The 11,644-nt window shown below is 71.6% G+C and carries 12 protein-coding genes; 8 read left to right on the forward strand and 4 right to left on the reverse strand.

Annotated features, from left to right (window positions below):
* The first annotated feature begins 119 nt into the window (after window positions 1-119).
* From leuA to IE295_RS23750, 7 genes are all read left to right on the forward strand, one after another.
* On the forward strand, window positions 120-1,889 hold the full coding sequence (gene leuA, locus IE295_RS23720; RefSeq protein WP_190065771.1) for a 2-isopropylmalate synthase: 1,770 nt from the start codon (window positions 120-122) through the stop codon (window positions 1,887-1,889).
* Window positions 1,890-2,088: 199 nt separating this feature from the next.
* Window positions 2,089-2,814: a tellurite resistance TerB family protein gene (locus IE295_RS23725; protein WP_190065772.1), complete on the forward strand. Its 726-nt coding sequence runs from the start codon at window positions 2,089-2,091 to the stop codon at window positions 2,812-2,814.
* A gap of 175 nt (window positions 2,815-2,989) precedes the next feature.
* Complete coding sequence (locus IE295_RS23730) at window positions 2,990-3,625, forward strand: DUF4956 domain-containing protein (protein WP_190065773.1); 636 nt, start codon at window positions 2,990-2,992, stop codon at window positions 3,623-3,625.
* Window positions 3,622-4,452, forward strand: a complete 831-nt coding sequence (locus IE295_RS23735; protein ID WP_224322898.1) for a polyphosphate polymerase domain-containing protein — start codon at window positions 3,622-3,624, stop codon at window positions 4,450-4,452. The genes IE295_RS23730 and IE295_RS23735 overlap by 4 nt, the downstream gene beginning before the upstream one ends.
* Window positions 4,453-4,518: 66 nt before the next feature.
* On the forward strand, window positions 4,519-5,265 hold the full coding sequence (gene recO / locus IE295_RS23740; protein ID WP_190065774.1) for a DNA repair protein RecO: 747 nt from the start codon (window positions 4,519-4,521) through the stop codon (window positions 5,263-5,265).
* 32 nt (window positions 5,266-5,297) lie between these two features.
* Complete coding sequence (locus IE295_RS23745; protein ID WP_190065775.1) at window positions 5,298-6,119, forward strand: isoprenyl transferase; 822 nt, start codon at window positions 5,298-5,300, stop codon at window positions 6,117-6,119.
* A complete protein-coding gene (locus IE295_RS23750) occupies window positions 6,116-6,679 on the forward strand; it encodes a YcxB family protein (protein WP_190065776.1) in 564 nt (187 codons plus the stop codon). The genes IE295_RS23745 and IE295_RS23750 overlap by 4 nt, the downstream gene beginning before the upstream one ends.
* 61 nt (window positions 6,680-6,740) lie before the next feature.
* Here the strand turns inward: IE295_RS23750 and IE295_RS23755 are convergent, their stop codons facing one another.
* From IE295_RS23755 to IE295_RS23770, 4 genes are all read right to left on the reverse strand, one after another.
* Complete coding sequence (locus tag IE295_RS23755) at window positions 6,741-7,151, reverse strand: Fur family transcriptional regulator (RefSeq protein ID WP_190065777.1); 411 nt, start codon at window positions 7,149-7,151, stop codon at window positions 6,741-6,743.
* An 84-nt stretch (window positions 7,152-7,235) separates the two neighbouring features.
* Window positions 7,236-8,135, reverse strand: coding sequence for a metal ABC transporter permease (locus IE295_RS23760; protein ID WP_190065778.1), 900 nt, complete (start codon window positions 8,133-8,135; stop codon window positions 7,236-7,238).
* A complete protein-coding gene (locus IE295_RS23765; RefSeq protein WP_190065999.1) occupies window positions 8,135-8,902 on the reverse strand; it encodes a metal ABC transporter ATP-binding protein in 768 nt (255 codons plus the stop codon). The genes IE295_RS23760 and IE295_RS23765 overlap by 1 nt, the downstream gene beginning before the upstream one ends.
* A gap of 35 nt (window positions 8,903-8,937) precedes the next feature.
* A complete protein-coding gene (locus IE295_RS23770) occupies window positions 8,938-9,936 on the reverse strand; it encodes a metal ABC transporter substrate-binding protein (RefSeq protein ID WP_224322897.1) in 999 nt (332 codons plus the stop codon).
* A gap of 164 nt (window positions 9,937-10,100) precedes the next feature.
* Between IE295_RS23770 and IE295_RS23775 the strand changes: the two genes are divergently transcribed.
* A complete protein-coding gene (locus IE295_RS23775; RefSeq protein ID WP_190065780.1) occupies window positions 10,101-11,483 on the forward strand; it encodes a glycine--tRNA ligase in 1,383 nt (460 codons plus the stop codon).
* The last annotated feature ends 161 nt before the right edge of the window (window positions 11,484-11,644 follow it).

An 11,644-nucleotide genomic window follows, 5' to 3' on the forward strand; every position in this document is an offset into this window, starting at 1 on the left:
CGCGGCGAGGGCCTGTAGACGTAGGCTGACCCCCTCCCCGCGGAGTTCGGCGTTGCGGAAACGCCCCGGAAAACAGCCCGTCGGCCGTATCCCGCGGATCACCGAGGAGCCCTCCGCAGATGTCCGAGCACGCCCCGTCCGTCGGCCGCCCCACGCCCGTCACCGCCGCCACCGTCACCCAGCGGCCCTCCGGGATGCCGGTCCACAAGTACCGCCCCTACGACGCCGTGGACCTCCCCGGCCGCACGTGGCCGGACAACCGCATCACCGCCGCGCCCCGCTGGCTGTCGACCGACCTGCGCGACGGCAACCAGGCGCTGATCGACCCCATGTCGCCCGCCCGCAAGCGCGAGATGTTCGACCTGCTGGTGCGCATGGGCTACAAGGAGATCGAGGTCGGCTTCCCCTCCTCCGGAGCCACGGACTTCGAGTTCGTCCGTTCGATCATCGAAGAGGGGGCCGTCCCCGAGGACGTGACGATCTCCGTCCTGACCCAGGCGCGCGAGGAGCTGATCGAGCGGACGGTGGAGTCCCTGCGGGGCGCGCACCGCGCCACGGTCCACCTCTACAACGCCACCGCCCCGGTCTTCCGGCGGGTGGTCTTCCGCGGCTCGCGGGAGCAGGTCAGGCAGATCGCGGTGGACGGCACCCGGCTGGTGATGGAGTACGCCGAGAAGATCCTCGGCGACGAGACGGTCTTCGGCTACCAGTACAGCCCGGAGATCTTCACCGACACCGAGCTGGACTTCGCCCTGGAGGTCTGCGAGGGCGTCATGGACGTCTGGCAGCCCGAGGCCGGCCGCGAGATCATCCTGAACCTGCCGGCGACCGTCGAGCGCTCGACGCCCTCCACCCACGCCGACCGCTTCGAGTGGATGTCGCGCAACCTGTCCCGGCGCGAGTTCGTCTGTCTGTCCGCCCATCCGCACAACGACCGGGGCACCGCCGTCGCCGCCGCCGAGCTGGCGGTCATGGCGGGCGCGGACCGCGTGGAGGGCTGCCTGTTCGGCCAGGGCGAGCGCACCGGCAACGTCGACCTGGTCACCCTGGGCATGAACCTCTTCTCCCAGGGCGTCGACCCGCAGATCGACTTCTCGCAGATCGACGAGGTCCGCCGCACCGCCGAGTACTGCAGCCAGATGGAGGTCCACCCGCGCCACCCCTACGCGGGCGACCTGGTCTACACCGCCTTCTCCGGCTCCCACCAGGACGCCATCAAGAAGGGCTTCGAGGCGATGGCGGCCGAGGCGTCCGCCGCCGGGAAGACCGTCGACGACATCGAGTGGGCCGTTCCCTACCTGCCCATCGACCCCAAGGACGTCGGCCGTTCGTACGAGGCCGTCATCCGGGTCAACTCGCAGTCCGGCAAGGGCGGCATCGCCTACGTGCTGAAGAACGACCACAAGCTGGACCTGCCGCGCCGGATGCAGATCGAGTTCTCGAGGATCATCCAGAACAAGACCGACGCCGAGGGCGGCGAGGTCACCCCGCAGGAGATCTGGTCCGTCTTCCGGGACGAGTACCTGCCCACGGACGACAACCCCTGGGGCCGGATCACCCTGCGCTCCGCCCAGACCTCGACCACCAGTGCGGGCACCGACGCGCTGACCGTCGAGGCCGTCGTGGACGGGGTGGAGACGGTCCTGACGGGTACGGGCAACGGCCCGATCTCCGCGTTCTTCGACGCGCTGGCCGGCACCGGGGTCGACGCCCGCCTGCTGGACTACACCGAGCACACGATGAGCGAGGGCGCCAGCGCCCGGGCGGCCTCGTACATCGAGTGCGTGATCGACGGCAAGGTGCTGTGGGGCATCGGCATCGACCCCAACACCACCCGCGCCTCGATCAAGGCCGTCGTGTCGGCGGTGAACCGGGCGTACCGCGGCTGACGGGGGCGGTCCCCGGTCGTCAGACGGTTCGTCCGTCAATGTCGCGCCGCCGAAAGCACCGCATCCGGGTGGGCCGGGCGGTGCTTTCGGCCGGGAGTCGCGTCCCTGTGCGTGACGAGGTACTGACGCAGCATCACGGATGTGGCTAACATCACGTCAACGCGGCGACGAGGCCGTGGCGTTATGGAGGTGCGCCGTGATGCACGCGCAAGGCCGACACAGCCCGGACCGGTGTGTGGTGGGCGTACGCACCGTATGGCGCACCGTCGGGGACGGCGAGTTCTTCTGCCCGGGCTGCGGCGGCGACCGCAACTACCACCGCCGCACGGGCCGCCGTCGCCTTGTCGCCTTCGGGGTGCCGCTGCTGCCGCGCGGGCCGGTGGGGCCCATCGTCGAATGCACGGCCTGCCGGGGCCGGTTCGCCATGGACGTCCTGGACCACCCGACCACGACCCGCTTCTCGGCGATGCTGCGCGACGCCGTGCACACCGTCGCCCTGGCGGTGCTGGCCGCGGGCGGCACGGAGGCGCGTACGGTCCGGCGCGCGGCGGTGGGCGCGGTGCGGGCGGCCGGCTTCGCCGACTGCAGCGAGGAGCAGCTGGTCACGCTGATCGAGGCGCTCGCCGCGGACACCGGGCGGCTGCCGGGGCGGTACGCGGCGCCGCCGGACGGTGCGAGCCGCGGCGGCTTCGACCCGTGCGGCACGGCCCTGGCCATCGAGCTCCACGAGTCCCTGGAGCCCCTGGCGCCCCACCTGGCTCCGGCCGGGCGGGAGTCGATCCTGCTGCAGGGGGCCCGCATCGCCCTGGCGGACGGGCCGTACCGCCCCGCCGAGCGCGAGGTCCTGGCGACGGTGGGCCGGGCGCTGCTGCTGTGCCCCGAGGACACCGACCGGCTGCTGGCGGCGGCGCGCACCCCCTCGTAACCCCCTCGCGGCGGGTGCGGCACAAGAGTGCGAATCGGGACGTGCTCCCTCCGGATCCGGTCAGGAGTCGCTCGCTTTCGTCAAGAATCCGCATGGTTTCCCTAAGTGACGGGCCGTGTTCATCCAGAGTTCTCCTTGATTCTGTGATCGTTCGATCGCACAGAGAGAGGGAGCGATGGAAACCGTGCGTCACCTTGCCGCGCATCTGGGCCTCGACCTGATCGCCGTGGGCCTGCTGACCTTCGCGATCTACTACCCGCGCCACCGGCGACGCGACCTGGTCCCCGCGTATCTCGCGCTGAACGTCGCGCTGTTCACGGTGGTCGCGGCCCTCGCCGAGGTGGGCGGCAACGGCGGCCTCGCCCTCGGCTTCGGTCTCTTCGGCGTCCTGTCGATCATCAGGCTCCGCTCGGACGCCGTCCAGCACGAGGAGGTGGCCTACTACTTCACCACCCTCGTCCTCGGCCTGGTCTGCGGGCTGCCCCACCTCGCCGTCGGCCTCGCCGCCGCGCTCAGCGCGATCCTGCTGCTCGTGGTCTACGGCGCCGACCACCCCCGGCTCTACGCGCGCTCGCGCCGCTCGGTGATCACCCTCGACACCGTGCACGCCGACCCGGCCGGCCTGCGCGCCGACCTCGCCCGGCGGCTCGGCGAGCCGCTCCACTGGACGGTCATGGAGATCGACTACGTCCGCGACCTGACCGTCGTCGACGTCCGCTACCGCGAGCCCGAGCCCGGCACGCCGCCGCAGGCCGCCACGGCCGACCGGCCCGTACGCCAGTCCGCCGCGCCCTCCTGGGAGACCGTGTGAGCGCCCCGGCCCCCGCCCTCGACGTCACGGCGGCGGCGAGAGCCGTCGAGGAGGCCGCCGGCGCCGCCCGGCCGATCGCGCTGGAGGAGGTCAACGCGCGCGCCGAGCTGCTCACCCGCTTCGACCGCAGCTACCTGGTCCCCGCGGAGACGTTCGCCCGGGTCGCCACCCTCCTCACCGACCCCCACCGCCCCGGCGGCCCCTTCCGCGCCCTGACCATCGGCGACCACCGCGCCTTCGCCTACCACTCCGTCTACTACGACACCCCCGGCCTGCGCTCCTTCCACGACCACCGGCAGGGCCGCCGGCTGCGCTTCAAGGTCCGCGAACGCGTCTACCGGGAATCGGGCGAGCGGCAGTTCGAGATCAAGCTCAAGGGGCGGCGCGGCGACACCGTCAAGCACCGCCGCCCGCTGACCGGCGCGGACGGCCCGCTGGACGGCCCCTGCCGCGCCTTCCTCGCCGCCACCCTGCGCGAGGCGTACGGCATCGAGGCCCCCGAGGCGCTCACCCCCTCCCTGAGCACCGACTACCGGCGGGCGACGTTCGTGGCCGACGGCGAGCGCGTCACCTGCGACGCCGGGCTGCTCTGCACCGACCTGCGCACCGGGCGGAGCGTGCGCTGCGACGACGGCCTGGTGCTGGTGGAGACCAAGAGCGCGGGCCACCTGACGGAGACGGACCTGCTGCTGCACGGCCACGGGCTGCGCCCCGCCGTCTTCACCAAGTACTGCGGCGCCTTCGCCGCCCTGCGCCCCGCCCTGCCGGCCAACCGCTGGCGCCGCGCCGCCGGCCGCGCCTTCCCGGACGGCGCCGGGCACCCCTGACCCGCGCGGCCCCGAGCCGGGCGCCCCTCGGCCCCGGGCACCCGCCGCGTACGGGACAATGCATGCATGACTCTGTTCCGCGACGACGGCATCGTGCTGCGCACCCAGAAACTGGGAGAGGCGGACAGGATCATCACCCTCCTCACGCGCGGCCACGGCCGGGTGCGGGCCGTGGCGCGCGGCGTGCGCCGCACGAAGTCGAAGTTCGGGGCGCGGCTCGAGCCGTTCTCCCACGTCGACGTGCAGTTCTTCGCCCGCGGCGGCGAGCTCGTCGGGCGCGCGCTGCCGCTGTGCACCCAGAGCGAGACCATCGCCCCCTACGGCGGCGCCATCGTCACCGACTACGCCCGCTACACCGCCGGCACCGCCATGCTCGAGACCGCCGAGCGCTTCACCGACCACGAGGGCGAGCCGGCGGTGCAGCAGTACCTCCTGCTGGTCGGCGCCCTGCGCACGCTCGCCTCCGGGGAGCACGCCCCGCACCTCGTCCTCGATGCGTTCCTGCTGCGCTCGCTCGCCGTCAACGGCTACGCGCCCAGCTTCGGCGCGTGCGCGAAGTGCGGAATGCCCGGCCCCAACCGGTTCTTCTCCACTGCGGCCGGCGGCGTGGTGTGCGGGGAGTGCCGGGTGCCAGGATGCGTCGTACCCTCCTCGGAGTCGATCGAGCTCCTCGGCGCGCTGCTGACCGGGGACTGGGCGACGGCGGACGCCTGCGAGGCGCGCCACGTGCGCGAGGGCAGCGGCCTCGTGGCCGCGTATCTGCAGTGGCATCTGGAGCGGGGGCTTCGTTCCCTCCGCTACGTCGAGCAATAAGCGAAAACAGGCATCAAGGAGAAGTGGCACCCATGGCACGACGCGGGATTCTGGGCCGTTCCCGACGCGAGTACCGCACCCCCGAGCTCCACCCGTCGGGCGCGCGGCCGCCGAAGATCCCCGGCGAGCTGGTGCCCGGGCACGTGGCGATCGTCATGGACGGCAACGGCCGCTGGGCCAAGGAGCGCGGCCTGCCGCGCACCGAGGGCCACAAGGTCGGCGCCGAGCGCGTGCTGGACGTCCTGCAGGGCGCGATCGAGATGGGCGTCGGGAGCATCTCCCTCTACGCCTTCTCGACCGAGAACTGGAGGCGCTCGCCCGACGAGGTGCGCTTCCTGATGAACTTCAACCGCGACTTCATCCGCAAGACCCGTGACCAGCTCGACGCGCTCGGCATCCGGGTGCGCTGGGTCGGCCGGATGCCCAAGCTGTGGAAGTCCGTCGCCAAGGAGCTCCAGATCGCCCAGGAGCAGACCAAGGACAACGACCGGCTCACGCTGTACTTCTGCATGAACTACGGCGGCCGTGCGGAGATCGCGGACGCGGCGCAGGCGATGGCCGAGGACGTGAAGGCGGGCCGGCTCGACCCGTCGAAGGTCTCGGAGAAGACCCTCCAGAAGTACATGTACTACCCGGACATGCCGGACGTGGACCTCTTCCTGCGCCCCTCCGGCGAGCAGCGCACGTCCAACTACCTGATCTGGCAGAGCGCCTACGCCGAGATGGTCTTCCAGGACGTCCTGTGGCCCGACTTCGACCGCCGCGACCTGTGGCGCGCCTGCCTGGAGTACGCCCAGCGCGACCGCCGCTTCGGCGGCGCGATCCCCAACGCCGTCGAGGACGGCGGCGCGTGAGCGAGGCGATGACGGCGCCGGCACCCGCGCCGGCGCCGGCGCCGGTCGAATCCCTGACGTTCGAGTACGAGCTGACGGTCGACGACATCCGGTCCGCGCTCAAGGCCCGTACGCGCGTCGTGCCCGCCGCCCGGCGGACGAGAGTGCTGGTGGTGCTCCTCGCCGTGGGCGCCGCGGTCCTGCAGGCGTTCGCCTCCCAGGGGGGCCTGACGGCCCCGCGCGCCTGGGTGCCGGTGCTGGTGGTCGGCCTCTGGATCGTCGTGGTGCTGGCCTACGCGCCCACCCGGCAGGCCCGCGCCTTCCACAGGACCGCCCGGCTGCAGGGGCGGATGCGCACGACGGTGGGGGCCGGGGGCCTGGCCAGCGCGTCGGCGCAGTCGTCCCAGTCGATGGGCTGGTCGCTCTTCGGCCGCTACGCCGAGACGAAGGACGTCTTCGCGCTGCTGAGCGCCGACAGGCGCGCCGGGTGCCTGGTGATCCTGCCCAAGCGGGCACTGACCGCCCCGGGCGACTTGGACCGGCTGCGGGCCCTGCTGGAGGCGGGCGTGCCGCGCGCGTAGGGCGGATACGGCAGTGGCCCCGGGCGTCGGACGACACCCGGGGCCACTGCCGTGTACCGGCTCAGCTCTTCGCCGCGCACTCCCCGCACGTACCGAAGATCTCGATCGTGTGGGCCACGTCGACGAAGCCGTGTTCCTCCGCGATGGAGTCGGCCCACTTCTCCACGGCCGGGCCCTCGACCTCGACCGCCTTGCCGCACACCCGGCACACCAGGTGGTGGTGGTGCCCGCTGGAGCAGCGGCGGTAGACCGCCTCGCCCTCGCTGGTGCGCAGCACGTCGACCTCGCCGGCGTCGGCGAGGGACTGCAGGGTGCGGTAGACCGTGGTCAGCCCGACGGAGGCGCCACGGTGCCTGAGCATGTCATGGAGCTCCTGCGCGCTGCGGAACTCGTCCACCTCGTCGAGCGCGGCCGCGACCGCTGCCCGCTGTTTGGTGGCTCGTCCGCGTACCGGGGGTCCGGCGGTCGCCACAGTTGCCTCCTCAAGACGGCCAGAACATCGCACGTGTTGCCACGCCAATTGTGCCAGGCCCGGAGTGCGGGCCCGGCAGGCTCGTCAGACCCGGACGTCGTCGGCCGTCCCGGGGGCACCCGGGGCGGCGGCGTCCTCGAGGGTGCAGCGCTCGGCCAGGGCCGCCTTGTCGGCCCGTTTCCTGGCCAGCGGGGCGGCCAGCAGGGTCAGGGCGATGAAGACGCCGATGGCCAGCAGCACGATGGTGGCGCCGGACGGCACGTCCACGTAGTACGAGGTGACGGTGCCCGAAAGGGTCACCAGCACCCCGATGGCGACGGCCATCGCGAAGGTGGTGGCGAAGCTGCGGGTGATCTGCTGGGAGGCCGCCACGGGAATCACCATCAGGGCGCTGACCAGCAGCAGGCCGACCACGCGCATGGCGACGGTGACGGTCACGGCGGCGGTGACGGCTACCAGCAGGTTCAGCAGCCGCACCGGCAGCCCGGTGACGCGGGCGAACTCCTCGTCCTGGCAGATGGCGAACAGCTGCCGGCGCAGTCCGACCGTGGTGACGATGACGAACGCGGCGAGCAGGCAGATCGCCACGATGTCCTGCTCCGAGACCGTGGTGATCGACCCGAAGAGGTACGTGGTGAGGTTGGCGTTGGAGCCGTTGGGGGAGAGCGCCATCAGCATCACGCCGCCGGCCATGCCGCCGTAGAAGAGCATGGCGAGCGCGATGTCGCCGCGCGCCTTGCCGTAGGAGCGGATGAGCTCCATCACCACCGCGCCCACCACGCAGACGGCCGTGGCCACCCACACGGGGCTGGTGTTGAGGAGGAAGCCGAGGCCGACGCCGGTGAGGGCGACGTGGCCGATGCCGTCTCCCATCAGCGCCTGGCGGCGCTGGACGAGGTAGATGCCGATGGCGGGGGCGGTGACGCCGACGAGGAGGGCGGCCAGCAGCGCCCGCTGCATGAAGGCGAGTTCGAGGATGTCCATCAGCTCAGCAGCCCTGTCCGGATCGGTTCCGCGGCCGGGTCGGCGTGCGGGTGTACGTGGTCGTGGCCGGGCAGCGCGTGCTGGCCCACGGCCTTGGGCGGGGGTCCGTCGTGGACGACGCAGCCGTCGCGCAGCACGACCGCGCGGTCGATGAGCGGCTCCAGCGGGCCGAGCTCGTGCAGGACCAGCAGGACCGTGGCGCCGCGGGCGACCTCCTCGCGCAGGGCGCTCGCGAGCACCTCCTGGCTCGCGAGGTCGACGCCGGCCATCGGCTCGTCCATGATCAGCAGCTCGGGCTCGACGGCCAGCGCGCGGGCGATGAGCACCCGCTGGTGCTGGCCGCCGGAGAGGGCGTCGACGGAGTCCTTGGCCCGGTCCGCCATGCCGACCAGCTCGAGGGCCTTGTGCACGGCCTCGCGGTCGGCCCTGCGGGAGGGGCCCAGCTTGGTGCGGGCCAGCCGCCCGGCCGAGACGACCTCGCGGACGGTGGCGGGCACGCCGCCGGCCGCGGTGGTGCGCTGCGGTACGTAGCCGACGCGCGACCACTGGCGGAAGCGGCGGCGCGGGGTGCCGAAGAGCTCGAGCTCGCCGCCGGTGAGCGGGACCTGGCCGACGATCGAGCAGACGGCCGTGGACTTGCCGGAGCCGTTGGCGCCGAGCAGCGCGACGACCTCGCCGCGGCGCACGGTCAGGTCGACGCCGCGGAGCACCGGGCGCGAGCCCAGCGAGGCGGTGGCCCCGCGCAGGGATATGACGGGCTGCTCCATGCTGATCTCCTCGTGACGGGTCTCCTCGGGTGCGCTCACTTGGTGCCGAGCGCCTTCTGCAGGGCGGCGAGGTTGGATTCCATGACGGCGAAGTAGTCGCTTCCCTTGGAATCGTCGGTGATGCCCTCGACGGGGTCGAGCACGTTCGTCTTCAGGCCGAGGTCCTTGGCCAGGGTCCGCGCGGTCTTGGGGCTGGCGAGGGTCTCGAAGAAGACCGTGCCGACGTGGTGGTCCTTGGCGAGGGCGTGCAGGTCCTTCATCCGGGCGGCGCTGGGCTCGGACTCCGGGTCGACGCCGCCGATGGCCTCCTGGTCCAGGCCGTAGCGCTCGGCGAGGTAGCCGAAGGCGGCGTGCGTGGTGATGAAGGTGTCCGAGGCGCGGTTCTTCAGGCCCTCGGTGTACTTCCGGTCCAGCGCGCGGAGGCGGTCGGCCAGGGCGGCGGCGTTCTTGTCGTAGTCGCGCCCGTGGTCGGGGTCGGCCTCGGAGAGGGTCCTGGCGACGCCCTTGGCGACCTCGGCGTACTTCAGCGGGTCGAGCCAGACGTGGGGGTCGGTGCCGCCCTCGTCGTGGTGCTCGTGGCCCTCGTGGCCGCCTTCGTCGTGGCCGTGCTCGTCGCCCTCGACCTCGGTGCCGTGCTCTTCCAGGCGGGTGAGGGCGGCGGCGTCGGCGACGTGCTTGTTTCCGGACTGTTTGATCGCCGTGTCCACGGCGGGCTGGATGCCCTTGAGGTAGACGATCGCCCCGGCGTCGGCGAGGGAGCCGGTCTGGCGGGGGGTGAGCTCGAGGTCGTGGGGCTCGACGCCCGGCTTGGTGAGGCCGGTGACGGCGACGTGCTCGCCGCCGATCTCCTTCGCCAGGAACTCCATGGGGTAGAACGACGCCACGACCCGCAGTTTCCCGTCCTTCGTCCGGCCGTCGGAGCTCATGGCCGAGCACGCGGTGAGGGAGACCAGGCCCAGCGTCGCGGCGAGGGCGACGGCGGCGGTGGTTATTCGGCGAAGGGGCCGAATGGGGCGGATCGGACGTACGTTCATGACACTCATTTTCAACAAAAGTGGAAACGATTGTCAACAGCGGCCCGGGTCGTCCTGGTCTGGCTGGATGGGTCAAGCCAAGGCCAGAGCCGATTTGATTAGGGGGGTGTGGGCGCCGGTAACCTGAACCATTCGCTGTTCGTCGTCGCAATGAAGAGAGCACCGTGGCCGCCGACAAGATCGACACCATCGTCAGCCTGAGCAAGCGCCGTGGCTTTGTTTTTCCGTGCAGTGAGATCTACGGCGGCCAGCGAGCCGCCTGGGACTACGGACCGCTCGGTGTGGAGCTCAAGGAGAACATCAAGCGCCAGTGGTGGCGCTACATGGTCACCTCGCGCGAGGACGTCGTCGGTATCGACTCGTCGGTGATCCTTGCCTCCGAGGTCTGGGTGGCCTCCGGTCACGTGGCCACCTTCTCCGACCCGCTGACCGAGTGCACCTCCTGCCACAAGCGCTACCGCGCGGACCACCTGGAGGAGGCGTACGAGGCCAAGCACGGCAAGCTCCCCGAGAACGGCCTGGCCGACATCAACTGCCCCAACTGCGGCAACAAGGGTCAGTTCACCGAGCCCAAGCAGTTCTCCGGCCTGCTCTCGACGCACCTCGGCCCCACCCAGGACTCCGGCTCGGTCGCCTACCTGCGCCCCGAGACCGCCCAGGGCATCTTCACCAACTTCGCCCAGGTCCAGCAGACCTCCCGCAAGAAGCCGCCCTTCGGCATCGCGCAGATGGGCAAGTCCTTCCGCAACGAGATCACGCCCGGCAACTTCATCTTCCGCACCCGCGAGTTCGAGCAGATGGAGATGGAGTTCTTCGTCAAGCCGGGCGAGGACGAGACGTGGCAGGAGTACTGGATGGAGCAGCGCTGGAACTGGTACACCGGTCTCGGCCTGCGCGAGGAGAACATGCGGTGGTACGAGCACCCCGCGGAGAAGCTCTCCCACTACTCCAAGCGCACCGCTGACATCGAGTACCGCTTCCAGTTCGGCGGCAACGAGTGGGGCGAGCTCGAGGGCGTCGCCAACCGCACCGACTACGACCTCGGCGCCCACGCCAAGGCCTCCGGCCAGGACCTGTCGTTCTTCGACCAGGAGGCCGGCGAGCGCTGGACCCCGTACGTCATCGAGCCGGCGGCCGGTGTCGGCCGCACCATGCTCGCCTTCCTGCTCGACGCCTACGTCGAGGACGAGGCCCCCAACGCCAAGGGCAAGCTGGAGAAGCGCACCGTCCTGCGCCTCGACCCGCGCCTGTCCCCGGTCAAGGTCGCGGTCCTGCCGCTGTCCCGCAACCCGGAGCTCTCCCCGAAGGCCAAGGGCCTGGCCGCCGACCTGCGCAAGCACTGGAACATCGAGTTCGACGACGCCGGCGCCATCGGCCGTCGCTACCGTCGCCAGGACGAGATCGGCACGCCGTTCTGCGTCACCGTCGACTTCGACACCCTCGAGGACAACGCGGTCACCGTCCGCGAGCGCGACACCATGAAGCAGGAGCGCGTCTCGCTGGACCAGATCCAGTCCTACCTGGGCGCCCGCCTGCTGGGCTGCTGACCCTCGCGGGCCACAGCCCGCAGCACGACCGGAAGGCCCCGGCCCCCCGCCCGATGGGGGGCCGGGGCCTTCGGCGTATCCGGGCGGCTGATGGCGTGCCGCTGTGGAGGGGGCACCAGCTACACCCCGGGTACGGATGCCTCCTCCCTCGCACGGCGCTG

The organism is Streptomyces griseocarneus, assembly GCF_014655595.1.
In the GTDB taxonomy this organism is placed as follows: domain Bacteria; phylum Actinomycetota; class Actinomycetes; order Streptomycetales; family Streptomycetaceae; genus Streptomyces; species Streptomyces griseocarneus.